This is a genomic window from Paenibacillus sp. 11B (assembly GCF_030487755.1).
GTDB lineage: Bacteria > Bacillota > Bacilli > Paenibacillales > Paenibacillaceae > Paenibacillus > Paenibacillus vandeheii.
In genome coordinates this window covers 719,996-745,641 of the sequence record NZ_JAUKNS010000001.1, presented here as the reverse complement: position 1 = coordinate 745,641, position 25,646 = coordinate 719,996, and the positions used below count along the sequence as shown (strand labels likewise).

Here is a 25,646-nt window from a genome sequence, read left to right as displayed (position 1 = left end):
ACAGTGTCAGTGATGAATAACGGACTGAAGGGGAGAACTCTGGAATATGAACGCAATGGACAAGATGTGGCTTTCATTGGTCGCAATCCTCATTATGGGACTTTCTGTATTCCTGATTACGTTTGCTCGTGCCAAAACGAAAGGAATTGTACGGGGAATTCTTTCGTTAATTGCTTTTCTCATTATGCTGATTGGCTTTTTCGGCGGAATAGCTTCTCTAACCTGATCTTTCTCGCCTGAGAGATAACATCCGCATAAACACATCATAAGAGCTGACACAACGAAAACGGATGAAGGGAAGGTGAGCCAATGAGGCCGCATAAAACGGAGGATCGGACAGAGCGCTATCCGGAATTACACGCGGCTTTGCTGGAGACGGCGAAAGCCTGGGATACAGAGCCTCATACGTGGTTGCTTGGGGGCAGCTGTGGATTATTGCTCCAACAGGTGGAGTTACAGCAGGCTCCCAGAGATATTGACATTTACGCTGATATCACCGCTGCGAAGGTGCTGCATAAATCTGCGCCTGGATTGGTGCTGGACGAGCCTGTGGTAGATAAGACTGGACCTTATGCCTCGCTGCTTAGTCATTATCAGGTAGGGGCTTGTGCGTTGGAGCTGGTTGGTGGTTTTGAAGTGTGGGCACGTAAAAGTTGGTACCGTATTGAAATTGAACATGTATTGTTCGAGTATGCACCTGAGGCGAAAGTGGGCTCGTACACATTGCGACTAATGCCGCTTGCGCATGAGCTGTTGTTCAATCTGATGAGAGGTCGAGCCGATCGGTATGAACCCATCGCAAGAGAGATTCGGAAGATGCCCGAATTACATCAACCTCTAATGATTTTATTGGGGCAGCAAAATATTTGGACAAGTCGATTCAGAGCAGAAGTGGAAGAGCTTGTTGGCTTCGAATGGCCTCAGTAGGTTGAGGGAGGAAGAGTTATGGATTACAATATTACTTTTTTACCACAAAATAAGACGATTCGGCTAAAGCCAGGGGTAACGCTGCTAAATGCTGCACGCCGTGCAGGGGTAAAGATAGCAACTCGTTGTGATGGAAAGGCAGCCTGCCTGATGTGTAAGGTGAAAGTAGATGCGGAATATTTTGCTGCGCTGCATCCACCAACAGATGCGGAGAAGCATAAGCTGGGTTCGCTGCTGGATGCAGGCACCCGGCTATCTTGTCAGGCGAAAGTGCGGGGATCCGTAACGGTTCATGTTCCGGAGGACCCCTTGAAGGCGGCGATTCGTAAACAACTGGAGCGTCAGCAGCAGGAAGAGGATGATTGGTTCTAAGAATACGGAGTGGAACGATTCAAGGAGGATACGGATGAACGTGAATATGACGAAGAACGTGAAGCCACGTAGGCAGAGGCGTCAGCTGCAGAAGATGTCCTGTCTACTCGTATTTCTGTTGTTTGCTATGACAGCAACAGGGTGTATGTATCAATCTCAGAGTAATCCCGATCCCAAAGTAGCTTATAAGGAGAGTGTAAGCCGTATTCAAACTGCGGTAGAAGCGTTCCAACAGGATCAAGGGATTTTGCCCATGATCAATGCAGATATGGAAACACCTAAATATGAAAAATTCAGAGTCGATCTGTCCAAGCTGAAACAGCAGGGATATCTGGATGAAATACCCGGAACGGCGTTCGAAAGTGGTGGCAGCGCTTACTTTCTCATTCAGGATGAAGAAGTGAAGCCAACAATTAAAGTCATGGATCTTCAAACCGTGCAGAAAGTAAATGATGTTCAACGAATGGTTAATCAGTATAAGTCCGTACATAACAATCAACTGCCACGCGGGGAAGAACTGTATCCGGATCTATACGTTGTAGATATGGAACAAGCTGTACAGGCTGGTACCCGAGCGGTTACGTTGAGTAGTGTATATTCAGGTCAGGAGCTGCCTTTCATGATGGATGTCGAGGGCAATGTCTATGTGGATTATGCCTTTGACATTATGCAGGCTGTAGAGAAGTCAGAGAAGCCTCCAACGAACGCGGAAGATATGCGTGAATTTTTGCTGGAGCATTCTTACTTTGTCCCTGTCAAATCGGTGGCCTACACGTGGCAGAATAACACTCCGGTTGCAAAAAAGTAATCATGAGGCATTCATTCGATTCGAATGCATGCGATCCAATGATTAGCCCTAAAAAAAGAGATATTCCGCATCACGGGATATCTCTTTCTTGTATGTTAGTTTAAAGTCAAATTATATGGTCCGTAAGTTTTACTCAGATGATCTGTTCAGATCTCCACTTTATAACTCAAGTTAAGTTCATCGCCAGGCAATCCGCGGATACCCCAATGACTGCGTGGTGTTTCAAATATGGTAATTTCCACATCATTGGGCGACAGTTTTAACTGTTCATTTATTCGAGTGAATAATTGCTGAATAAGCTCTTTTTTGACTTGATCTGTTCGGCCTTCGAACATGCTGATTTCAATTATGGTATATCCATTTGATCGATCGGCGGGAAAAAGAAAATCCGCTGTGTCCATGGGGAAATAACGATGAAACTTCTTGTTCTCAGCAACGAACCGGCATAAAAGCTTTGGTACGCTCATAAAGTAGATTGAAATAAAGACGCGCAGTCCGAGAGCGGGGCGATTCTCTTAAGGTCACTACCTTGAGAAAAAAACAAAAAATACGCGTCATAATGCTGCATACGGATACATAAGATGATACTAGTCCAATTGCATGTACGAGTTAACGCCGCTTTCGCCGGTTTCATCAGAATGCAACGTTCGGCGGCGGACGACTTCCGGGCACTCACAAAGGCGGCTCTACCGTTGCAGGGATTTCAGTCTTCTGATTGAAAAAACGAAGCGGATGCTCTTTAGCATTTTTCCTTCGGAGTAATTTAGGGAGGGGATTTCATTGGAGAAAGTGGACATTTTTAAGGACATTGCCGAGCGGACCGGAGGGGATATTTATCTCGGGGTTGTCGGCGCAGTCCGGACAGGTAAATCAACATTTATCAAACGTTTCATGGAAACGATTGTGCTGCCAAACATCACAAACGAGGCAGACCGTGCCAGGGCAGTAGATGAACTGCCCCAGAGCGCAGCTGGCAAAACCATCATGACGACGGAGCCAAAATTCGTACCGAATAACGCGGTTCAAATCAAGGTCGCAGAGGGACTTGATGTCAATGTGCGTCTTGTGGATTGTGTAGGTTACGCAGTGGAAGGAGCCAAGGGATACGAGGACGAGAATGGACCACGCATGATCTCCACGCCTTGGTTTGAAGAACCGATTCCGTTCCAGGAAGCTGCCGAAATTGGCACACGCAAGGTCATTCAGGAGCATTCCACACTGGGTGTTGTGGTCACAACAGATGGCACGATTGCGGAGATTGCCCGGAGCTCCTATGTGGAATCTGAGGAACGTGTCATTGCTGAACTGAAGGAAGTGGGTAAACCATTCGTGTTGGTGATCAACTCGACTCGCCCTCGCAGTGAAGAAGCGCTGCAATTGCGCAGTGAGCTTGCTGCCAAGTATGACATTCCGGTCATGACCCTCAGTGCAGCTACAATGACAGAAGACGATGTGACAGGTGTGCTTCGCGAAGTGCTGTATGAGTTCCCTGTACATGAAGTGAATGTGAATCTGCCGAGCTGGGTAATGGTGCTGAACGAAAATCACTGGCTGCGCAGCAACTACGAAAATTCCGTGCGCGACACGGTTAAGGATATTCGCAGGCTGCGTGATGTGGATCGGGTTGTTGCTCAGTTCATGGAATATGAATTCATCGACCGTGCCGGTCTGAGCGGCATGAACATGGGGCAGGGTGTGGCAGAAATTGATCTGTATGCACCGGATGAATTATACGATCAGATCCTCGTGGAAGTCGTTGGTATTGAAATTCGAGGCAAGGACCATCTGCTGCAGTTGATGCAGGAATTCTCCCATGCGAAGAGGGAGTACGATCGCTTCGCTGAAGCGCTGGAGATGGTCAAAACGACCGGCTACGGTATCGCAGCTCCATCCCTCGCCGAGATGGCACTGGATGAACCAGAGCTCATCCGGCAGGGTACGAAGTTCGGCGTCCGCCTGAAAGCAACCGCACCATCCATTCACATGATCCGGGTTGATGTGGAATCGGAGTTTGCACCGATTATCGGAACGGAGAAACAGAGTGAGGAACTGGTGAGGTACTTGATGCAGGACTTCGAGAACGATCCAATCAAGGTTTGGGATTCAGATATGTTCGGTCGTTCGCTGCATTCCATCGTGAGAGAAGGCATTCAGGGTAAAATTGCGATGATGCCAGATAACGCACGATACAAGCTGCAAGAGACGCTGGGACGCATCATTAACGAAGGTTCAGGTGGATTGATCGCCATTATTCTGTAAGGCCAAAAGACCGTAAAGGCCCCCCTTTACGGTCTTTTTCTTGTGTTATTTTCATGATTTTGGATGAACTGGATAAGATGATTTAGTTCCTGAAAAAACTTAGCGAGTTTTAGCTTTAAATTACTAAAACCCATTTACATACTAGGGATTAGCCGTTATATTAATATTCAATGATTGTGATCGAGATCACAGAGAGTGTGAACAGGGGGAGAAAGAGATGAGAAGGAAAGATTCAAAATGGGTATGGTTGAGTGTGCTGCTTGTATTTACATTGGCGCTGTCCGCTTGCGGAATTAAAAAAGAGCCTGCTTCAACTACAGCTTCTGGCACGACAGAGGACAAGCCTCAAACCGAAGCAGTAACAGGTCCACTCAGTGGAAAACGCATTGCATTGATTATGGAATTTAACACAGGTACGTTCTCGCAGCAATATGTGCAAGGGGTTAAAGAAGAAATTGAAAAATTCGGTGGAGAACTGACTACGTTTGTCGCCGATAATGATAAAGCCAAAATGGTATCGTTGCTCGATAGTGCAATTAACCAGAAGTTCGATGCTATTCTGACGGATCACGGGGATTCCTTGCTGGAGCCTGGGGTGAAAAAAGCAGTAGAACAAAAAATTCCGGTTGTTGTGTTCGATGCAGACATTAGTGTTCCGGGAGCAACAGTGTTGTCCCAAGATGATCAGAAGATGGCTGAGCTTACGCTGGAGCAAATGAAAAAAGATATTAATGGACAAGGCAACATCGTAAAAGTATGGGTGGCTGGCTTTGCGCCAATGGAACGTCGTCAGGTTGCTTATGGCAAGTTCTTGAAAGAGAACCCGGACATCAAGGAGATTGCAACGTTTGGTTCAGCACAGAATCCGGCGCTGGATACACAAGCCAAAATGGAAGCGATTCTGAAACAATATCCAAAAGGTGAAATTACAGCGGTATGGACTGCATGGGATGAATTTGCCAAAGGTGCAGCGCGTGCTATTCAGCAAGCAGGACGTGACGAGATTAAGGTATACGGTATTGACATGAGTGATGAAGATTTGCAGATGATCCAGGATCCGAAAAACCCTTGGGTGGCTTCTGCTGCCGTTGATCCTACAGACATTGGGCGTGTTCAGGTTCGTTATGCGTACCAGAAGCTGAATGGGGATGAGACAGAGGATCAAGTGGTTCTTAATCCGGTGTATGTACAGCGTGATGCGTTGCCTGACAAACAAATCTCCACTTCAGAGCTGTCCGAGTACGTTGAGGGCTGGGGAGGAAGTACACAGGGAATCAAGGATTGGATGTCAGAATACGGAGTTACTGCTAAATAAAGCAGCGTAACGAGGCGCGTTTTTTCTAACCATGATGAAAATAAAACGACTTGAGAATAGTGATACTCCCAGAGGGGAGCGATTGGAGGTTTGTCTCATGAGTACTGCACCGATTCTGCTTCAAATGGAACATGTCCACAAGCAGTTCGCAGGCATTCCGGCACTGAAAGATGTTAAGTTCTCTGTAAAAGGTGGGGAAATTCATGCGCTGCTTGGTGCGAATGGTGCCGGTAAGAGCACTTTGATGAAAATTCTGTCAGGTGCCTATCAATTGGATCAGGGCACCATCTGGTTAAGTGGGCAAACTCTTCATCTGAATTCACCAGGAGATGCCAAAGCGAGTGGTATTCACTGTGTCTACCAGGAGGTGGATGCTGCACTTGTACCCCAATTGACAGCTGCCGAGAATATTATGCTGGATCAATTGGCATCGCCTGCCGGAGGTTGGTGGAAAAGTCCGCGGAAACTGCAACAGCGTGCGGCCGAAGCTCTGCAGCAGTTGGGAGCGAGCATATCCGTGCACAAAAAAGTAGCTGACCTGACCCTCGCGGAGAAGCAGATGATACTACTTGCACGTATTCTGATTCAGGATGCCAAGGTCATTATTTTTGACGAACCGACTGCGCCGCTGAGCCAGGAAGAGACGGATGCTTTTTTCCGAATCGTACATTTGTTGAAGGAACGCGGAGTGGCATGTATTTTCATTACTCACCGTCTTCCGGAAGTTACAAGTCACTGTGACCGCGTTACCGTTATGAGAGATGGACAACATGTGTTTACGGGTGAGGCACAGGAGCTTACGATCAATGATCTGGTGACGCAGATGCTCGGAAAACCGTTTGAGGAAGAGTTCCCCAAGACAGAAGCACCGGTAGGTGAAGTGCTGCTGGAAGCACGGGGACTTCGGCGTGGAGTCCGGGTCAAGGGTGTGGATCTGTCTGTTCGTCGTGGGGAAGTGCTTGCTGTGGTGGGGCTTGTAGGTGCGGGGAAAACGGAATGCTCCCGCTTGTTAATAGGTGCAGATCGGCTAGAGAGTGGAGAGATTCGACTTAACAATCTTGAACTTCACCTTTCTCAACCTGCTGACGCCGCGGCTCTGGGCATTGTCTCAGTGCCTGAGGAACGGCGGAAACAGGGGATTCTGATTGAGGAAAACGTGGAGCGGAATTTGAGCCTTCCCTTGCTTGGACGTCTCAGCAAATTAGGCTTTGTAAGCCGAAAACGCGAGCGGGAGAATGCGGAATCTTTGGTGCAGCAGCTGGGTATTAAGACATCGTCAGTGCGGCAGGAAGTGAAGTATTTAAGCGGAGGCAACCAGCAAAAGGTAGCCATCGGTAAATGGCTGAATGCGGACGCAGACGTCTTTATCTTTGATGAGCCGACAAAAGGTGTCGATATCGGCGCCAAAAGTGACATTTTTCGCATCATTAACGAACTGGCTTTGGCTGGCAAAGCCGTGATCTATTTTACATGTGAATTGGATGAAGGATTGGGTATCGGTGACCGGATCGCAGTTATGTGTGAAGGGACCATCGTAAAAGAATTTAAACGAGGCGAGACTAATCAAGAACAGCTGCTATACTACGCAAGCGGTGGACAAGAGGTGGAAGCATGAAGGATAAATCATTAGATTTTGCGTTCCGTTATGGTGCGATTATCGTTATTATTGGTGTTATTGCATTTTTCGGTATTAAATTGCCTTATTTCTTTACGTACAGTAACTTGACTGATATTTTGGGTTCTATCTCCATTGTGACATTTGTGGCTATCGGTGTTACCTTATCTCTCATTGTAGATGGATTTGACCTCTCGGTGGGGGCAACTGTCTCGTTAACCACTGTCGTTACTGCTTCGTTAATGATTTGGTACCAGCAGCCGCTGGCCGTTGTCATTATTGTGCCTCTAATCATTGGGGCTGTAATTGGTTGGCTCAATGCCTTGCTGATCGTGAAACTCCGTATCCCGGATCTACTGGCTACACTTGCCACAATGTACATCATTGGTGGAATTCACAAAACGTATGCTCAAGGCTATACGATCTATAACCATATGCAATTCCCTGACGGAAGCAAGGCAGCCGGAGAGATGGACCCCACATTTCTGCAGCTTGGGCAGGGAAAATGGCTGGGAATGCCGATTTCGGTTATTCTGCTGCTCATTGCGGTGATCGGTGTGCATATCTTTTTGACCTATACGAAGTATGGGCGCCAGATGTACGTTACTGGAGGTAATGAGGAAGCTGCACGTCTATCCGGCATCAAGGTAAAAAAGGTGCGTACACTCGCCTATGTAGCTGCTGGAGTGTTTGCTGCAATCGGTGGTATTATCTATGCCTCCAAAGTAGGCTCAGGACAAATTGATGCGGGTTCTCCGTTGTTAATGGAATCCGTAGCCGCTGTGTTTGTCGGCTTCTCCGTATTTGGTGCAGGCAAGCCGAACGTCATTGGAACATTCATTGGCTCTGTTCTAATTGGTGTACTGGTGAACGGTTTGACGATGATGAATGTTCAATATTTCACGCATGATATTGTAAAAGGTGGGGTGCTCGTGCTTGCCCTGGCGGTTACATTTTACGTGTTAAACCGCAACCGCACTTGAAATTGTGTGCTGTCTGTATTAGTATAAAATTTGTTCGGCGTCTGGAACACCCTTGGTTTCAGGCGACATTCTGCCGAAAATGACTGTTGACCGCAGGCCGAGATTTGTGTTCATCACGCTCAAGATGTACGTAGATTTTTTGTGTATGAACGTATATTTCGCTATAAAACGGAAACACAGTATAACATTCAGGACATTGATTCAGGAGGTGAAAAACAAATGAACAAATCAGACTTGATTACACACGTGTCCGAAGCGACTGAATTGTCCAAAAAGGATGTAACGAAAGCGGTTGATGCCGTATTCGAAGCAATCTCTGAGGCTCTTCAAAGCGGAGACAAAGTACAATTGGTTGGTTTTGGGAACTTCGAAGTTCGCGAGCGCTCTGCACGTAAAGGACGCAACCCGCAAACAGGTGAAGAAATCGAAATTCCTGCGAGCAAAATTCCTGCATTCAAACCAGGTAAAGCGCTCAAAGACGGAATTAAATAAGATTTCTACATATTCCATATGTCGACAAAAAGACCGTGACTTGTTCACGGCCTTTTCTTTTGTCCTTTAATCATCTTTCTTCCTGCTGTCCAAAGGCTCTGGCTCATCCGGCTGCTGTGCATAGGCAATCAGAATGAGTTCTTCTCCGGCAGCTGAAGACAGATGCTGTTCAATTTCCTTTAACTGGTGAATATGCTCGTCTGTCAGGTCTGCGGGGGTGTACTTCAACGTGACTCTCCTTTCTGTGGCTGGATAACTTGTAGTATGACCCGGCGGTAACAGATTATTGCGCTCTATTCATATAAGGGCTGGTTGACAAATGAAACAATCTTTATCATCATTAACGCTATTGAACAAGGAGAGGGGATGTGCGTGATGGATCATCCAACCGGCAGTGATTATATCGTAATTAAGGCGGAAGAAAATGGTGTCCAGGTCATTGGCTTAACCCGAGGTCAGGATACCCGTTTCCACCATACGGAGAAGCTGGATAAGGGAGAAGTCATGTTTGCCCAATTTACCAATCATACTTCCGCCATTAAAATCCGTGGAAAAGCCACGCTGATCACCAAGCATGGACAGATTCAATCGGAATAATGAAAATTGCAGGCATAGCCTGCTTTTTTTCATTGTACAATGAGGTATGAGCCTTTACCGGACAGACTACACTAACAGGTAAGGGCAGGGAGGCATTTATGAAACCGCGGATGATCGTGACTGCTTCACTGCTGGCAACGGTTGCGGCGGTCCTTCTGCTTGTTGCAATACAAACCTTACATATGCGTACCTTGGGCGGTGAAAACGTACAACCTGTTTCTGCCGCGAGGCATCCAGTCCAGCTAACGGAAGACAATCTGGTGGACGTGCTGAGTACCTTAAAACTTTCCACACCGATTGCCAGTGTGGAATGGAAACGATCCATTTTGACGCTTGACCTAAAGGTTACCGGAACCGACACAAGTTACACCGAAATCTATGGTAATATGGCTGCTGTGGCTGATCTTGGCTTTCGAAGCCTGGATAACGTGGACCAGGTGATGCTGCGTGTAATGGCTGAGGATGAATGGCTTCATAAAAGGCATTTGCTGCTCGCTGCCGATATTCGGCGTGGGGAGTGGCCGATGTATGCGATCGAAACGCTTCGAGACTGGAAAAGCCCGATCCTCTCCGATGAATTGAAGGACTGGTTTCACATGATGGAGACCGAACTTTGGAAGAAGCAATTCGAAATGTCAAGTCAGGGGTAATAGAATAGCAGGATTCAGTGCGTGCCCGATAAACATATGCTATAATATATAAGATTGTAGTGCAGAAAAGGTTTAACAATGCAAATGCTCGGAGGCTGAGAATGAATTCATATCGCGTACCCCAACTAGCAAAGAAATATACGGATTACGACATGATTCGACAACATACGGAAATCCCATCATTTCCGGATAGCCGGGCTCGTCTGCTGCAGGTATTTGTGGGCCGCACAGACGAAAAGGTGCATGATGAGCTATACGCTCTCGCAACCTCGCTCGTTCAGTTGGCCATGGATACGCATGATCGAATCGATACGATCTCTGGAGAGCGTAGAGAACTGGAGATGCGTTCACGCCAGCTGAACGTGCTTGCCGGAGATTATTTCAGTAGCCGTTTCTATCAGTTGCTTGCCCATGCAGGCAAAATTGAAATGATCGGCAAACTTAGTGGTGCTGTATCCGAAGTGAATGCACGCAAAATGACGCTGTATGAACGGATGAAAAAGCTTCTCGTTTCGGCTGAAGAATACTTGCGTGAAACAATACAGCTGAAGATGCAGCTGTTTCTTTCTTTTACAGGCATGATCCGCGATAACGAAGCGTCGTTATGGAACAATCTGCTGGCCGAATTCAGCTGCTGCGAAGCGATTATGGAAGAGCTGCGGCGGATGAATGACGAACAGAACTTTTATCACAGTTATGCCTTCTGGCATATATACGAGTACGGCAATGATGACGAGCGGAATTTGCTGCGCCAGCCCGAGCCGGATGCAAGAGCATGGAGCGGCATGGTGTTGAAGTATCGGATTGGCGATTTGTTGCTGGACAAGCTTCGTGAATGTACACGCCGTATACAACTGTTGCTGCAAGACGAGGAAGATCAACTGGGCCTGGATGAGTTCGATGCAATCCTGGAGCCTTACCTGACGTATTTGCAGCCTTCACATGCGGCAGTTAGGGAAGATTGAGGGGGAGACAGACGAATGGGGAGCGGAGAGACCAAACCGAAAGAAGAATTTGTCCATTCGGTTTTTCAGAGTATAGCCGGGAAATATGATGTCATGAATGACATTCTGAGTTTCCGCAGGCACAAAGCTTGGCGTAAATTCACCATGAAGAAGATGAATATGTCCAAAGGCGATACCGGGCTCGATTTGTGCTGCGGCACTTGTGACTGGACGCTCGCGATGGCAGAAGCAAGTGAAACGGGTCACATGCACGGACTCGATTTCAGCAGCAATATGCTGGAGGTTGGACAAACCAAGGTTAACGCTGTAAATCGACAAAATCAAATCACGCTGGTACAGGGCAATGCGATGTCACTTCCTTTTGAAGACAATTCATTTGATTATGTCACCATTGGATTTGGACTGCGTAATGTACCGGATCTAAGACAGGTTCTGTCGGAGATGAAGCGTGTAGTGAAACCGGGCGGCATGGTGGTGTGTCTGGAATTGTCCAAACCAACATGGCAACCGTTTAAAGGCATTTATTATTTTTATTTTGAACAAGTGTTACCGAACCTTGCCAAATTGTTTGCCAAACGTTACGAGCAGTATAAATGGCTGCCTGACTCACTGGCACTTTTTCCAGGAAGGAAGGAACTGGCCGACATTTTCGCAGAAACCGGATTGCAGCAAGTGCAGGCCTATCCTCTAACCGGAGGCATCGCGGCACTGCATATTGGAACCAAGGAGAATCAGCATGTTTAGGAAAATTCGCATCTTTTTAGAAATGATCAAGATTGAACATACGCTTTTTGCTTTACCTTTTGCATTTATGGGAGCCATCCTCGGTTCCATGGTAGTAAATGATACATTCCCGACCTGGATGCAGATTGTATGGGTACTACTGGCCATGATTGGTGCACGGAGCGCAGCTTTTGGCTTGAACCGTATGATTGACCAGGCGATAGACAAGAAAAATCCACGTACCGCGATGAGAGCAATTCCTGCTGGTTTGTTGAAAAACGGTGAGGTTGTTATCTTTATCGTATTGTCATTTGTACTCTTGTTCTGGGCCTCATCCAACCTTAATGTGTTATCCATGCAGCTGTTGCCAATAGCTGTATTTATGCTGGTATTATATTCATATACCAAACGTTTCACTTGGCTATGCCACATCGTTCTTGGGATGACTATCGGTCTGGCTCCGCTGGGCGGTTGGGTAGCTGTAACGGGTACGATGGATTGGACAGCAGTTGTGCTGTACGTTACGATTGTGTTCTGGACTGCAGGCTTTGATATCATCTATGCATGTCAGGATCTGGAGTTCGATCAGGGAGAGGGCCTTCATTCTATACCTTCCCGTTTCGGTCTTAACAAATCATTGCAGATTGCCAAGGTTTTTCACGTGATTACAGCGGTTGGTTTTCTAGCATTGTTACTGATGACAGATCTGAGCTGGTGGTATGGTGCAGGGATGCTGATTACTTATGGTATTCTTTTCTATGAGCACTATATCGTATCACCAAATGACATGAGCCGAGTACAAACTGCGTTCTTCACGATGAACAGTGTGCTGAGCCTGGTTGTATTTACGTTTACTTTAATTGATCTGGCGGTGAAATAAAGATGCAGCAACCGGACAATAAACGACTTGTTGTCGGAATTACCGGGGCCAGTGGAAGTATATATGGCATCAGATTAATAGAAACGCTGCTTGACCTGGAATACACTGTGCATTTGGTGATATCCAATGCTGGCTGGCGTGTATTGAAAGAAGAAATGGACTGGGATGTTACGAACCGGGACCGTGTACTGGAAGAAAAATTCAGCGGTCGGGCGGGTTCCCTGATCTATCATCCCGTTAGTGATATTGGTGCCTCCATCGCAAGTGGTTCTTTCCTGGCCGAAGGCATGATTATCATGCCATGCTCCATGGGTACTCTTTCATCCATCGCACAAGGGACATCGGACAATCTGATGTCCCGGGCTGCCGATGTCATGATGAAAGAGGGAAGAACACTGATTCTGGTGCCGCGCGAGACGCCGCTGCATGCGATCCATCTGGAGAATATGCTGAAGCTCTCCAGGCTCGGTGTCCGAATGATACCGGCCATGCCCGCTTTTTATTACAAACCCCAGACGATGGACGAGTTGATTCTATTCCTGGTGGGTAAAGTGCTCGATAGCCTGCGCATCCCACATCAACTGTTTACAAGGTGGGGAGAACCGGATGAACGGGGATAGGTGGAGTTCCTTACACATTGATCTGCTGATGAAGTGTAGGGATTTCTTGACCATCCCTGAATCCCGGGGTATTGGTGAGCGCTGATGGTGATGTTTGGATGTGACCACAGCCTTGACCCATGCTCCGGCAGCTTCTGTAATTATGTTTCAGAACAAGTCGCAGAGTTTAATTCCCGGATGTCGGCCTTGACATTCGAAGAAGAGCAGCACGTCTTAGAAGAATACAAGCAGGAAAGGCAAGCCCTGGTTTTTCGTTATGCCTGCAGGCCCGACTTGCTGGAGGGGAAGGTAAGCATGGATTTATGGACTGACAATACGCTGACACGGGTGAACGAATGAAACTATTGGATATTTTCGGGTTGTTAAAAAAAGACATGGACTACATTGAAAAAGAGCTCTATCGCAGTGTTCAGGGAGAACAGAAGCTGCTGAGCGAAACGTCACTTCACCTGCTCAAGGCAGGAGGTAAGCGGTTGCGGCCGGTATTTGTGTTACTCGGTGGGAAATTCGGTACATACGACATTGAACGTCTGAAGCTTGTAGCGGTTCCGTTGGAACTGATTCATTCGGCTTCTCTGGTTCACGATGATGTTATTGACAATGCCGCGACACGGCGAGGTAAACCAACCGTGAAGTCCAAATGGGATAATCGGATTGCCATGTACACCGGAGATTATATTTACGGCAAGGCACTTGAAATGACTGCGGGTCTGTCCGATCCGGCGATACACCGTATTCTGGCCAAAGCGATGGTGCAGATGTCCATCGGTGAGATGGAACAAATTCGTGACTTTTTCAATACAGGACAAAGTGTACGTAACTATCTCTTGCGAATTCGTCGCAAAACGGCACTTCTAATTGCAGTGAGTTGCCAGTTGGGGGCTTTGGCTACGCGTGCACCGGAACATGAATCTTCGTTGCTGTACACCTACGGTTACAATGTGGGTATGGCGTTCCAGATTCAGGACGATGTACTTGATCTGGTTGGTACCGAGAAACAACTGGGCAAGCCTCCAGGCAGTGATATGAAGCAAGGGAATATTACGCTGCCTGTCCTGTATGCATTGCAGGAGACCAATTTGCGTGAACCTTTGTTGGAGGAGATAACCCGCATCCAACACGAGGAGGGACGGGCGAGTGCATCGGATGCAATAGGAATGATTCGCCAAAGTCAAGGAATTGCTAAAGCAGAAGCCCTGGCTGACCGATATATGAAGAAAGCGCTCGATGCTCTGGATCAACTGCCTAACATCAAGACCACCAAAAACCTGCGGGATATCGCTCATTTTGTGGTCAAACGTACGCATTAATATGTTTGATCACACTCTAATATGGACGGGGCATCTTTTATGAATGAAGAAGGTCCTTGTGTATATGTTCTCACTAAAAAATTAACGTTCGTGTGATATTCCTCATTGGGAGGATTTGGACATGTATGTTACAATCAAAGAGATTACGTTTACATAATGAAATAACTTTGAACCGTGAGTGAGGAGTGAGCCGATGGATCGTACATTTTTGATGGTGAAGCCGGATGGTGTGCAGCGTGGTTTGATAGGACGTATCGTTAGCCGTCTGGAAGACAAAGGATTTAAGTTGGTGGCAGGCAAGCTGGTGCAGATGTCTGAAGATCAGGCCAAACGCCATTATGCTGAACATGAGGGGAAACCGTTCTTCGATGATTTGGTTCGTTTTATCACATCTGGACCTGTATTTGCTATGGTGTGGGAAGGCGACGATATCGTGGCGCTTGCGCGCATCGTCATCGGGAAAACCAATGTGAAGGAAGCGGCTCCGGGTACGATTCGCGGAGATTTCGCCAGCCACACACCGCATAATCTGATTCATGGGGCAGATTCACCGGAAAGTGCCTCTCGTGAAGCAGCAAACTTCTTTGCTCCGGATGAGCTGGTAACGTACGACAAGAGCATCGCAGCCTGGTTGTAATTTTTTAGCCAGAAGGGTGATACGATGCTGGAGCAGGAACAATTACTAGACCCGGATTATTCCGGATTTATTCGGAAAATTAAAGAGAGCACAGGCATTGATCTTGCTCAATACAAGGAAGGCCAGATGAAAAGAAGGCTGACCACACTTCGTAACAAAAACGGATTTCATACGTTTTCTAACTTTTTTGATGCCATGCAGAAGGACAAGTCCCTGTTCTTTGAGTTTCTGGATCGCATGACCATTAACGTCTCGGAATTTTGGCGTAACCCGAATCGCTGGGAGGTGCTGCGTGATGAAATCCTGCCCGAGTTGCTGGGTTCGAAACGGGGCGTTAAAGTGTGGAGTGCCGCTTGTTCCACAGGCGAAGAACCATACACTTTGGCGATGATCCTGGATACGATGGGCATTCTCAAGGGAAGCTCCATTACGGCAAGTGACCTGGATGAAGGTGCTCTCGCCAAAGCTAAGGAAGGGCGTTATATGGAACGCTCGCTCAAAGATGTACCGAAGGATACGGCTAACCGTTACTTCAAGCAGGATGGCTTGGTGTATCGTATTGATGAACAATTGAAAAGCTCGGTCAAATTCATGAAGCAAAATCTGTTGTTGGATCGTTTTGACGAGGGATATGATCTGATTGTGTGCCGAAATGTCATGATCTATTTTACCGAGGAAGCCAAAAACCTGTTGTATCAAAAGTTTGCAACCAGTTTGCGTCCAGGTGGTATTTTGTTTGTAGGCAGTACGGAACAGATTTTTTCCCCTGGACAATATGGCCTCGAGACTGCAGAAACATTCTTTTATCGCAAAAAATAAGTTCAATTGATTTCATAACCGTCTGGTGCGCACATGTATATGTGTCCAGACGGTTATTTTCATAATGGATGAATGGATATTTCTCTGACACGTCGGAATCTCAATCAATCCCCAATCGAGTCGAATCCATTTTAGGACAACAAACGACTGGCTTTCTTGTCAAAGCCGGTCAGCTATACTATAATAAGCAAAGAAATTATGGGATTTTAGCAATGTGAAGTTTAACAGTTTAAAGGGGGAACGTATTATGAGTTTACGCTATTTAACCGCAGGGGAGACGCACGGACCCCAATTAACCGCAATTATTGAAGGCTTGCCAAGCAATCTGAATATTGACTTTGAAGAGCTGAATTTTCAGCTTCACCGCCGCCAGAAGGGCTATGGTCGTGGACGTCGCATGCAAATTGAGAAGGATCAAGCCAATTTCGTTGGCGGTATCCGTCACGGATATACAACGGGTGCTCCCGTAGCACTGGTTGTACAAAATAATGACTGGAAACACTGGCAGAATATTATGAATATTGAGCCGATTGAAGGCAGTGACGAAGAGAAACGCCGCGTTCATCGTCCGCGTCCAGGCCATGCCGATCTGAATGGCGGACTCAAATATAACCTGAAAGATTTGCGTAATGTACTGGAACGTTCCAGTGCCCGTGAAACGACGGTGCGTGTAGCTTGTGGTGCTATTGCACGTCAATTCCTGGCTGAATTCGGAATCAAAGTCGCTGGACGTGTATTGCGTATCGGAGAAATTGAAGCTCCTTATCAAGATCTGCCGATCGATGAACTGATCGCAGTGACAGAAGCCTCCTCCGTACGTGTGACCGATGCAGAAACCGAGAAGAAGATGGAAGCCTACATCGACCAGATCAAGCAGGAAGGCGACTCCATCGGTGGAATCGTGGAATGTATCGTTGAGGGTGTGCCTGTAGGTCTCGGGAGCCACGTACAATATGACCGCAAACTGGATGCACGAATTGCACAGGGTGTCATGTCCATTAACGCATTCAAGGGTGTGGAAATTGGAATCGGGTTCGAAGCCGGAACCATTCGTGGTTCTCAGGTGCATGATGAGATCGTTCATAGTGAAGAGCGTGGTTACCACCGAGCTACCAACCGTCTGGGCGGATTCGAGGGTGGAATGACGAACGGCATGCCCGTCGTAGTGCGTGGGGTTATGAAACCTATTCCTACGTTGTACAAACCGCTTCAAAGTGTGGATATCGATACCAAAGAAGCATTTACAGCTCAGGTTGAGCGTTCTGATGCATGTGCTGTTCCGGCAGCTAGTGTCGTTATGGAGCATGTAGTAGCCTGGGAAATTGCAAGAGCTTTCCTTGAGAAATTTGGCGGAGACTCCATGGAGGAAATCCGCGCGAACTTTGCCAACTACAATAATCAACTGGAGAATTACTAAGATGCGCCAGCTGACAGTGCAGTTGGAGGAGCGCACTTATCCAATTCTGATTGGCAGCGGCCTGTTGGCTCAAGCGCCTCAATATTTTGAGCAATATGGCTTAACCAAAAAAAGCCCGCTACTCATTATTACTGATGAGCATGTAGCCCCCAAATACTTGTCCGATCTGGAGCAAACGCTGCGTACGGCTGGTTTTACAGTCGTCTCCGCAGTTGTTCCATCTGGTGAAACATCGAAATCCCTTTCGGTATATCAGGATATGATGACTATCGCCATTGAAGGCAAACTGGATCGCAGCTCGGCTATTGTTGCTCTAGGCGGCGGTGTAGTGGGGGATCTTGCTGGCTTTGTCGCAGCTACATATATGCGTGGAATCAAGTTTGTACAAGTGCCTACGACGATCCTCGCGCATGACAGCAGTGTTGGCGGCAAGGTGGCTGTCAATCATCCACTGGCTAAAAATATGATCGGTGCATTCCATCAGCCAGAGCTGGTGCTCTATGATGTGGATACGCTCCAATCTTTGCCGCCCCGCGATGTCTCGGCTGGTTTGTCAGAGATGCTGAAGCATGGACTGATTCGGGACGAAGCTTTTGCATATTGGTGTGAGGAGCATGCGGAGGATCTTCTTGCTCTTGATCCTGAAGCTCTGGAATATGGTTTGGAACGTGGCTGTAGCATCAAGGCAGAGATTGTATCTCGAGACGAACGTGAGAATGGTGAACGTGCATTGTTAAACCTGGGTCATACCATTGGTCATGCCATTGAAGCTATTGCCGGTTACGGCGAATTCCTGCATGGTGAAGCCATCTCGATTGGTATGGTGGGCTCCGCATTGCTCGGCGAAAAATTGGGAGCCCCAGCAGGGCTATATGACGATACGGTTCGTATGCTGCGTTCACTGCGGCTACCGGTGACGATGCCCGAACATCTGGATACGGATGCATTAATGGATGCCATGATGCACGACAAAAAGTTTCGTGAGGGTCATATGGTCTTCATTATTCCTGACCGGATCGGCGCTGCCAGAATTGTGAAGGATGTACCGGTAACGGCAGTGCGTGACGTCATTGAATTACTTAAGAAGGGAGATTAAAAGCATGGTTACTCGGGGAATTCGTGGGGCCACAACGGTCACGCATAACAACGAAGAGCATATTTTGAAAGAAACGGCCGTACTATTGCAGGAAATCGTGGATCGTAACGAGATCACACCCGAAGATATTTGCAGTGTGTGGATTACGATGACTGGAGATCTGGATGCAGCTTTCCCAGCAAAGGCCATTCGCCAGTTGGATGGCTGGGAGCTTGTTCCCTTGATGTGTGCGCTGGAAGTTCCAGTTGAAGGTGCCTTGCCACAGTGCATTCGTTTTATGGTACACGTTAATACAGCAAAAGGTCAGAATGAAATCAACCATGTGTATCTTAACGGTGCACAGTCTCTACGGCCTGATTTGGCGGCACCTTCCAATTCGTAAGATTAGAATGGTTGTCAAACCATTCGGAATGTTGTATAGTGAGAACCAGTTGAGTAGAGAAGAGATTGAGCTGAGAGCAGCTGAGCTGAGTGGAGTATATAGCAGAGTCCAGCGGGTGGTAACCGGAGCAACAGAATCCGGTCAACTGATTCGCGGTACGTCGTGCTACGGGATTATTTGATACAGGATGAAGGAAAGCAAGCGTGTCTAGCGACATCGTTTTGTTTTGGTATAACACGACCGATATCCTCATGGTTTTATGAAAGAATGAATGCCATGGATGAGATTCGTGTATGCCGATACATTTCCTTTGTATTTGATGGATGTATGATGCATCTATACAACAACCTGTGTGATAATTCGGTAAGGATGAATGTATAGGGACTTGTTATTTATGAAGCAACAACTTGTTGAAACAGCTTATAACCAAACCTCTACCTGATGGTAGAGGTTTTTTTGTTGTATATATTACTTTTTCTTCTACCTAATCTGAAAGGACGTGATCTAATGATAACGCCAAACGTTAATCAAGTACTGAAAATGTCGAATGAATATAATCTGATTCCGGTAGTCAAACGGATTTTAGCTGATATGGAGACCCCGATTCGGATTTTTCGCCGTTATGCTGACAACGACCGGGCATTTCTGCTGGAAAGTGTGGAGGGTGGTATTCAATGGGCGAGATATTCCTTCATCGGTACAGATCCGTTCCTGATGATCTCGGCCAAAAAAGGCCGGATTGTGGTAGAAGAAGCGGGACAGATTCGAGAGCTTCCAGGCAAACCGATTGAAGAACTCAAAGCGCTGCTGCGTAAGTATCGCAGTCCGAAGGATGATGAACTGCCGCCATTTACAGGTGGGGCGATTGGTTTCTTCGGATATGATCTGCTGCAATATTATGAAAAGCTCCCGGCCCACGCGCTGGATGATCTGAAAATGGATGATATTCGCTTCATGTTCTGTGACCAGATTATCGTGTTTGACCATGTGAAGCAGCAGATGCTGCTCGTGGGCAATGTGCACGTGAAAGACGGTGCAACGGATGATGATATCCGCCAAGCATATGCTTTAACTTCTGAGAAGCTGGAACAAGCCGCTGAACGCTTGCAGCAGCAAGGACCTGGGGAGAACCTGAACCCGCGTTCCATTCCAGGAGACGTGGATCTGGGGGATATTCGATCCAATCTGACGAAGGAACAGTTTATCGGGAATGTAGAGCAGGCCAAAGAGTACATTCGGGCAGGAGATATTTTTCAAGTGGTATTATCCCAGCGTTTCCATATTGATACCGAAGTTTCTCCACTGCACGTATATCGCGTGCTTCGGACGTTGAATCCATCACCCTACATGTATTATCTGAAAATGGACGATGAGATTATTGTTGGGACATCACCGGAAGCGTTGGTAAAAGTGGATGGAAACCGCGTAGAGACACGACCAATTGCGGGGACTCGCCCAAGAGGAGTTACGGAAGCAGAAGATCGTGCCTTTGCCGCAGATCTATTGCAGGATGAGAAGGAACGTGCAGAACATCTGATGCTTGTCGATCTGGGACGTAATGATCTGGGACGTGTATCTACCTTCGGAAGTGTGAAATGTGACATGTTCATGGAAATTGAACGATATTCTCACGTCATGCACATGGTGTCTAACGTTACAGGTGAGCTTAGAGATGACAAGGATTTCTTTGATGCATTTCTTTCATGCTTGCCAGCGGGGACGGTATCCGGTGCACCGAAGCTGCGTGCGATGGAGATTATCGCAGAGCTGGAAAAAGAAGCACGGGGTGCTTACGCAGGTGCTATCGGTTATCTTGGTTTCTCCGGAAACATGGACTCATGTATTACGATCCGAACGATTATTTTCAAAAAAGGAAAAGCGTATGTGCAGGCCGGAGCCGGAATCGTATGGGATTCGGTGCCTGAGAATGAATATGAAGAAACCGTAAATAAAGCCAAAGCGTTGCTGAAGGCGATTCGTACAGCAGAAGCGATGTTTCCTGCCAAAGAGAAGGATCACACGTTGAAACTTGCCAACGCCGATTATTTTGTTACCCCAGCCACGGCTGCACAAAACTGAGAGAGGAGAGACCGGAAATGAATATGAACCCAGTCATGAATGAAGAATCCGAGCGATTCGCAACTGAAGTTAGTCATGCGGAAGGCATGAAGAACGGCCTTGCCAAAATTTTGGAGGGCAGCCATCTGGAGCAAGCGGAAGCACGCGATTTGATGTACTCCATCATGAGAGGTGAAGCCACTCCGGCTCAAATCGGAGGTTTGCTTATGGGCTTGCGGATGAAGGGGGAAACGGTGGATGAAATCACGGGTTTTGCCGAAGCCATGCGTGGGCAGGGCGGAAGGATTCTGACTGACGGCAATGGACTGCTGGACACCTGTGGAACAGGGGGTTCGGGTATTCATAAGTTCAACATTTCAACGGCATCTGCTATTATTGCTTCAGCCGTTTCTGTCCGGGTCGCGAAGCATGGCAATCGCTCTGCATCTGGCAAAGCGGGCAGTGCAGATGTACTTGAAGCATTGGGCGTGAATATTCATCTGGACGGAGAGCAGGCGAGACAATGTCTCGATGAGATCGGAATCTGTTTCTGTTTTGCTCAGGTGTATCACCCTTCCATGAAACATGCAGCTGCACCAAGAAAAGAGCTGGGTGTACGTACAATCTTTAACATGCTTGGACCGTTAACCAATCCTGCGGGAGCGGATCGACAATTGCTTGGCCTGTATGACCGCAGCCGGACACCGATGATTGCAGAAGTGCTGAATCGTCTGGGACTGAAAAGAGCTTTGGTCGTAGCCAGCCATGATGGTTTGGATGAAATCAGCATCTCCGCACCGACCCAGGTATCCGAGCTGCGCAATGGTGAAGTGCATACGTATGACATTGATCCACGTGATATGGGATTATCGTTACATCCACTGGAATCGGTTCTTGGAGGAGATGCGGCTCAGAATGCCGAAATTATTAAAAGGATCTTCCAGGGAGAACGAAGCGCATACCGCGATGTCGTGCTGTTAAATGCCGGGGCATGCATCTATGTATCCGGTCTAGCAAATACCATTGCAGAAGGTGTGTTGATGGCGACAGAAGCTGTAGACTCTGGCAAGGCTGCCAAGAAGCTGGAACAGTTAATTCATACAACGGAGGCGTACAGTCATGTATCTTGATCGAATCGTAGCAACCAAACATAAGGAAGTTGAAGTTCTCGCACAAACATTTCAGATGGATGATGCGCTGAAAAAGATAGAGGCATTACCTCATACGCGTGGATTCGAGCGTGCCTTATCAGAGAGACGTAACCGTAAGCTGGGGTTGATTGCCGAAGTGAAGAAGGCATCTCCGTCCAAAGGACTGATTCGTCCTGATTTCCATCCGGTAGAGATTGCTTCCGCATACGAACGGGCTGGAGCGGATTGTATATCGGTATTGACTGACGTTTCTTATTTCCAGGGAAATAGCGAATACTTGCAGGCCATTCATCAGGCTGTGAACATCCCGCTGCTGCGTAAGGATTTTATTATAGATGAACGACAGATTGCCGAGGCAAGGCTGCTTGGCGCGGATGCCGTTTTGCTGATTGCGAGTATTCTGACACCGGAACAGATGCGTCAATATCTGACGTTTGCCAAAAGTTTGGGGCTTGATGCCTTAATTGAAGTTCATGACCGTGCAGAACTGGAGCAAGTACTCGATATTCCGCAGGCAACACTTGTAGGCATCAACAACCGCAATCTGAAAACGTTCGAAACCAGTCTGAACACTACGCTGGATTTGATGGACCTGATACCGGATGGTGTGACATTAATCAGCGAAAGTGGAATTGACGGCCCTCAGCCATTGGAATCTCTTATTGAGGCAGGTGTACACGGAATTCTTGTTGGGGAGCATCTGATGCGTAAGGACGATGTTGAGGCTGCGGTATACGAACTGATGGGACCAAAAGCATGAATGCATTCAATCATGACGGCGCAAGCAGCAGAGAGGTAGATCTGCGAAACCGGCCGGCAGCGGCAGTAAAAATATGTGGACTTCAGGACGTTGAAGTGCTAAAATCGATGGTAAACTTGCCTGTGGATTACATTGGTGTTGTCTTTGCCCCATCCCGTCGTCGTGTTACGCCTGAACAAGGTGCCGAGCTGAGAACGGTTCTCTTGGACTGGACGAAGTTCGATCGGCCGAAGCTGGCAGGTGTTTTCGTGAATCCCACGCTCGAAGAGCTGGAGAGCATCATGAAGATTTCACTCCTGGATGTCATTCAACTGCATGGACAGGAATCGCCGGAATTTTGTGAACAGGTGAAGAAACGCTTCGGGACCGAAGTGTTCAAGGCCTTCTCTTTTCCCAAGGATGAAACAGGTTCATTAGCTGACGATACTGCCTTGATGGCACTTGATCCATATAAAAATGTGGTGGACGCCATATTGCTCGATACGTTTGATCTTCTCTACGGTGGGGGCTCCGGTAAAACCTTTGCATGGGAACGAATTCCTTTCTACGCCGAATGGGCAAGAAAACATGGAATCGCGTTGTTCGTGGCAGGAGGGTTACAGCCGGATAATGTGCAACAACTGATACAGACATATGCACCGGACGGCGTCGATGTATCCAGCGGCGTAGAGTTCGAAGGTGTGAAAGACATTGCGAAAATAATAGCATTTGTAGAAAGGGTGAAGCAGGCATGACACATCAATTGCCGGATCAACACGGGCGTTTCGGTCCCTTCGGAGGCCGCTTTGTACCTGAGACACTAATGAACGCTCTGATCGAACTGGAGGAAGCGTACAGCCACTTCTCCGAAGACGAGGAATTCAATAAGGAACTGAATTATCTGCTAAGCGAGTATTCTGGACGGGAAACGCCTCTATACCATGCAGAGCAACTGTCCCGCCGCTTGGGTGGACCCAAAATTTATCTGAAACGTGAAGACCTGAACCATACAGGAGCGCACAAGATCAATAACGCTATTGGACAGGGATTGCTGGCTAAACGGATGGGGAAAAAGAAAGTCATTGCCGAAACCGGTGCAGGTCAGCATGGCGTTGCCACGGCAACAGTTGCTGCTTTGCTGGGTCTTGAATGCAAAGTGTTTATGGGCGAAGAAGATACACAGCGACAACAATTGAACGTATTTCGCATGAAGCTGCTAGGAGCAGAAGTCATTCCGGTGACATCTGGTACAAGGACATTGAAAGATGCAGGTAACGAGGCGCTGCGCTACTGGGTTAGTCATGTGGAGGATACCTTTTACGTGCTTGGATCGGTAGTAGGCCCTCATCCGTATCCAATGATGGTGCGTAACTTCCAGCGAGTGATTGGTGATGAGACGCGTCGTCAGATTCAGGAGATTGAAGGACGTCTGCCGGATGTGATTGTTGCAGCTGTAGGCGGCGGAAGTAATGCCATCGGCATGTTCTATCCGTTTATTGGCGACCAGGATGTGAAGCTTATTGGGGTTGAAGCAGCAGGTAAAGGGGTGGACACCGAGTTCCATGCGGCTACGATGAGTAAAGGGACACATGGTGTATTCCAGGGTTCAATGAGTTATCTGCTGCAAGATGAATATGGACAGGTTCAGCCAGCCCATTCCATTTCGGCGGGACTTGATTATCCGGGTGTTGGTCCTGAGCATTCTTATCTCAAAGATATTAAACGGGCAAAATACGTCCCAATCACGGATCAGGAGGCATTGGATGCCCTGCAGTTGCTGAGCCGAACAGAAGGCATTATCCCCGCTTTGGAGTCAGCCCATGCTGTTGCGCAGGTCGTCAAGCTTGCGCCTGAACTTAGCGCTGATGATATCGTTGTGATCTGTCTTTCCGGTCGTGGCGACAAAGACGTTGAATCGATTATGAAATATACAGGAGGGGACTTGGCATGAACCTGATGGACCAGACCTTCCAGCAACTGAAAGAACAGAACCGTACAGCACTTATTCCATTCCTCACGGTTGGAGATCCGGATGTGGACACGACGGTGGAAATCATTAAGGAATTGGAACAGGCCGGGGCGGACATTTTGGAACTCGGAGTCCCCTATTCTGATCCGCTCGCGGATGGACCGGTAATCCAGCGTGCTTCCGAGCGTGCATTGAAAAGTCAGATCACGATTCGGACTTGTATGGAAACCGCAGCAAGAGCTCGTGCCGCGGGTGTGAAACTACCTTTTGTGCTGTTTACCTACTATAATCCGGTGTTACAGACGGGACTGGATGTGTTTTTTGACGAGTTGGTCAAACATGAGATCAGCGGGATGATCATCCCCGATCTTCCGATTGAGGAAGCAGAGGATATGCGACGCCGTGCGGATGCTGCAGGTGTGCATCTGGTTCCGCTCGTAGCCCCTACGTCCAACGCAAGAATCGAGCGTATTGTCACGGGAGCACGTGGCTTCATCTATTGTGTCTCTTCTCTGGGTGTTACGGGAGAGAGAGCTTCCTTTTTCGATGGGGTAGAGAGCTTCATTGGAACTGTAAAGAGTCTGACAGATCTTCCGGTCGCTGTTGGCTTCGGCATTTCCAGTCACGAGCAGGTAGCGCGTTTCTCCCGGATCTGTGACGGCGTTGTTGTAGGCAGTGCTATCGTTCGTCAGGTGGAGGAAGCCATCCCTCTCCTTGGGAACCCGGATACTCGTCAGGCAGGACTGTTGCAAATTCGCAACTTTGTGGCACAATTAAAAGGATAGGGATTAAATGATGTTGCATCCCCGGGGCATGCTCAGTTCATACTGAGGCATGTCCATAACTATTTCAATAACAGGAG

Annotated in this window: 29 protein-coding genes and 1 pseudogene; 28 read left to right on the top strand and 2 right to left on the bottom strand. The window is 47.7% G+C overall.

Translation table 11 applies throughout. From position 1 onward, the window contains the following. The first annotated feature begins 46 nt into the window (after window positions 1-46). The 4 genes from Q0V21_RS03280 (at window position 47) to Q0V21_RS03265 (ending at window position 2,107) form a co-directional block, all read left to right on the top strand. Window positions 47-226, top strand: a complete 180-nt coding sequence (locus Q0V21_RS03280; protein ID WP_024630679.1) for a DUF2768 family protein — start codon at window positions 47-49, stop codon at window positions 224-226. 83 nt (window positions 227-309) lie between these two features. Then, window positions 310-927 (top strand): hypothetical protein, encoded by a 618-nt coding sequence (locus Q0V21_RS03275; RefSeq protein WP_301877609.1) that lies wholly within the window; start codon window positions 310-312, stop codon window positions 925-927. Between the two features lie 18 nt (window positions 928-945). Continuing rightward, window positions 946-1,299, top strand: a complete 354-nt coding sequence (locus tag Q0V21_RS03270; protein WP_301877608.1) for a 2Fe-2S iron-sulfur cluster-binding protein — start codon at window positions 946-948, stop codon at window positions 1,297-1,299. 34 nt (window positions 1,300-1,333) lie between these two features. Then, window positions 1,334-2,107, top strand: coding sequence for a hypothetical protein (locus Q0V21_RS03265; RefSeq protein WP_301877606.1), 774 nt, complete (start codon window positions 1,334-1,336; stop codon window positions 2,105-2,107). 146 nt (window positions 2,108-2,253) lie between these two features. Here Q0V21_RS03265 and Q0V21_RS03260 read toward each other — a convergent pair. Then, window positions 2,254-2,532 (bottom strand): annotated as a pseudogene (locus Q0V21_RS03260) (tautomerase family protein); the annotation flags it as partial. A gap of 355 nt (window positions 2,533-2,887) precedes the next feature. Between Q0V21_RS03260 and spoIVA the strand changes: the two are divergent. From spoIVA to Q0V21_RS03235, 5 genes are all read left to right on the top strand, one after another. Further along, a complete protein-coding gene (gene spoIVA / locus Q0V21_RS03255) occupies window positions 2,888-4,366 on the top strand; it encodes a stage IV sporulation protein A (protein WP_024630674.1) in 1,479 nt (492 codons plus the stop codon). Window positions 4,367-4,583: 217 nt separating this feature from the next. Further along, window positions 4,584-5,681 carry a sugar ABC transporter substrate-binding protein gene (locus Q0V21_RS03250; RefSeq protein WP_301877604.1) on the top strand — a complete coding sequence of 366 codons (1,098 nt, stop codon included), beginning with the start codon at window positions 4,584-4,586 and terminating at the stop codon, window positions 5,679-5,681. A gap of 97 nt (window positions 5,682-5,778) precedes the next feature. Then, entirely contained in the window at window positions 5,779-7,296 is a 1,518-nt protein-coding gene (locus Q0V21_RS03245) for a sugar ABC transporter ATP-binding protein (protein WP_301877603.1), read from the top strand. Further along, on the top strand, window positions 7,293-8,279 hold the full coding sequence (locus tag Q0V21_RS03240) for an ABC transporter permease (RefSeq protein WP_024630671.1): 987 nt from the start codon (window positions 7,293-7,295) through the stop codon (window positions 8,277-8,279). The genes Q0V21_RS03245 and Q0V21_RS03240 overlap by 4 nt, the downstream gene beginning before the upstream one ends. A gap of 219 nt (window positions 8,280-8,498) precedes the next feature. Next, the gene (locus Q0V21_RS03235; protein WP_024630670.1) at window positions 8,499-8,771 is read left to right on the top strand and encodes an HU family DNA-binding protein; all 273 of its coding nucleotides are present in this window, start codon (window positions 8,499-8,501) and stop codon (window positions 8,769-8,771) included. Between the two features lie 66 nt (window positions 8,772-8,837). Here the strand turns inward: Q0V21_RS03235 and Q0V21_RS03230 are convergent, their stop codons facing one another. Beyond that, window positions 8,838-8,999: a hypothetical protein gene (locus Q0V21_RS03230; protein WP_161634208.1), complete on the bottom strand. Its 162-nt coding sequence runs from the start codon at window positions 8,997-8,999 to the stop codon at window positions 8,838-8,840. Between the two features lie 147 nt (window positions 9,000-9,146). Here Q0V21_RS03230 and mtrB point away from each other — a divergent pair, with 147 nt between their 5' ends. From mtrB to trpA, 19 genes are all read left to right on the top strand, one after another. Continuing rightward, the gene (gene mtrB / locus Q0V21_RS03225) at window positions 9,147-9,368 is read left to right on the top strand and encodes a trp RNA-binding attenuation protein MtrB (RefSeq protein WP_024630669.1); all 222 of its coding nucleotides are present in this window, start codon (window positions 9,147-9,149) and stop codon (window positions 9,366-9,368) included. Window positions 9,369-9,466: 98 nt separating this feature from the next. Beyond that, the gene (locus Q0V21_RS03220; protein WP_301877591.1) at window positions 9,467-10,018 is read left to right on the top strand and encodes a hypothetical protein; all 552 of its coding nucleotides are present in this window, start codon (window positions 9,467-9,469) and stop codon (window positions 10,016-10,018) included. A gap of 101 nt (window positions 10,019-10,119) precedes the next feature. Continuing rightward, entirely contained in the window at window positions 10,120-10,983 is an 864-nt protein-coding gene (locus Q0V21_RS03215) for a heptaprenyl diphosphate synthase component 1 (protein ID WP_079349419.1), read from the top strand. A gap of 15 nt (window positions 10,984-10,998) precedes the next feature. Further along, on the top strand, window positions 10,999-11,727 hold the full coding sequence (locus Q0V21_RS03210; protein ID WP_301877590.1) for a demethylmenaquinone methyltransferase: 729 nt from the start codon (window positions 10,999-11,001) through the stop codon (window positions 11,725-11,727). Next, the gene (locus Q0V21_RS03205) at window positions 11,720-12,586 is read left to right on the top strand and encodes a UbiA-like polyprenyltransferase (protein ID WP_024630665.1); all 867 of its coding nucleotides are present in this window, start codon (window positions 11,720-11,722) and stop codon (window positions 12,584-12,586) included. Before Q0V21_RS03210 ends, Q0V21_RS03205 begins: the two co-directional genes overlap by 8 nt. A gap of 2 nt (window positions 12,587-12,588) precedes the next feature. Then, entirely contained in the window at window positions 12,589-13,206 is a 618-nt protein-coding gene (locus Q0V21_RS03200; RefSeq protein WP_094938626.1) for a UbiX family flavin prenyltransferase, read from the top strand. Between the two features lie 335 nt (window positions 13,207-13,541). Beyond that, window positions 13,542-14,516 carry a polyprenyl synthetase family protein gene (locus Q0V21_RS03195; protein WP_024630662.1) on the top strand — a complete coding sequence of 325 codons (975 nt, stop codon included), beginning with the start codon at window positions 13,542-13,544 and terminating at the stop codon, window positions 14,514-14,516. A gap of 193 nt (window positions 14,517-14,709) precedes the next feature. Next, window positions 14,710-15,153 (top strand): nucleoside-diphosphate kinase, encoded by a 444-nt coding sequence (ndk, locus tag Q0V21_RS03190; RefSeq protein WP_024630661.1) that lies wholly within the window; start codon window positions 14,710-14,712, stop codon window positions 15,151-15,153. A 24-nt stretch (window positions 15,154-15,177) separates the two neighbouring features. After that, a complete protein-coding gene (locus Q0V21_RS03185) occupies window positions 15,178-15,972 on the top strand; it encodes a CheR family methyltransferase (protein ID WP_079349416.1) in 795 nt (264 codons plus the stop codon). A 247-nt stretch (window positions 15,973-16,219) separates the two neighbouring features. Next, window positions 16,220-17,389 (top strand): chorismate synthase, encoded by a 1,170-nt coding sequence (gene aroC, locus Q0V21_RS03180; protein ID WP_301877585.1) that lies wholly within the window; start codon window positions 16,220-16,222, stop codon window positions 17,387-17,389. A 1-nt stretch (window position 17,390) separates the two neighbouring features. Beyond that, window positions 17,391-18,485 carry a 3-dehydroquinate synthase gene (gene aroB / locus Q0V21_RS03175; RefSeq protein WP_301877583.1) on the top strand — a complete coding sequence of 365 codons (1,095 nt, stop codon included), beginning with the start codon at window positions 17,391-17,393 and terminating at the stop codon, window positions 18,483-18,485. Window positions 18,486-18,489: 4 nt separating this feature from the next. Beyond that, entirely contained in the window at window positions 18,490-18,867 is a 378-nt protein-coding gene (gene aroH / locus Q0V21_RS03170; RefSeq protein ID WP_024630657.1) for a chorismate mutase, read from the top strand. 49 nt (window positions 18,868-18,916) lie between these two features. Then, the gene (locus Q0V21_RS03165; RefSeq protein WP_301877581.1) at window positions 18,917-19,048 is read left to right on the top strand and encodes a hypothetical protein; all 132 of its coding nucleotides are present in this window, start codon (window positions 18,917-18,919) and stop codon (window positions 19,046-19,048) included. A 326-nt stretch (window positions 19,049-19,374) separates the two neighbouring features. Then, window positions 19,375-20,946: an anthranilate synthase component I gene (gene trpE, locus Q0V21_RS03160; RefSeq protein ID WP_301877579.1), complete on the top strand. Its 1,572-nt coding sequence runs from the start codon at window positions 19,375-19,377 to the stop codon at window positions 20,944-20,946. Between the two features lie 86 nt (window positions 20,947-21,032). Further along, on the top strand, window positions 21,033-22,055 hold the full coding sequence (gene trpD / locus Q0V21_RS03155; protein WP_029880978.1) for an anthranilate phosphoribosyltransferase: 1,023 nt from the start codon (window positions 21,033-21,035) through the stop codon (window positions 22,053-22,055). Then, window positions 22,045-22,836, top strand: coding sequence for an indole-3-glycerol phosphate synthase TrpC (trpC, locus tag Q0V21_RS03150; protein WP_301877577.1), 792 nt, complete (start codon window positions 22,045-22,047; stop codon window positions 22,834-22,836). Before trpD ends, trpC begins: the two co-directional genes overlap by 11 nt. Beyond that, window positions 22,833-23,570: a phosphoribosylanthranilate isomerase gene (locus Q0V21_RS03145; RefSeq protein ID WP_301877573.1), complete on the top strand. Its 738-nt coding sequence runs from the start codon at window positions 22,833-22,835 to the stop codon at window positions 23,568-23,570. The genes trpC and Q0V21_RS03145 overlap by 4 nt, the downstream gene beginning before the upstream one ends. Continuing rightward, entirely contained in the window at window positions 23,567-24,766 is a 1,200-nt protein-coding gene (gene trpB / locus Q0V21_RS03140) for a tryptophan synthase subunit beta (RefSeq protein ID WP_301877571.1), read from the top strand. The genes Q0V21_RS03145 and trpB overlap by 4 nt, the downstream gene beginning before the upstream one ends. Next, window positions 24,763-25,569: a tryptophan synthase subunit alpha gene (gene trpA, locus Q0V21_RS03135; RefSeq protein ID WP_301877569.1), complete on the top strand. Its 807-nt coding sequence runs from the start codon at window positions 24,763-24,765 to the stop codon at window positions 25,567-25,569. Before trpB ends, trpA begins: the two co-directional genes overlap by 4 nt. The last annotated feature ends 77 nt before the right edge of the window (window positions 25,570-25,646 follow it).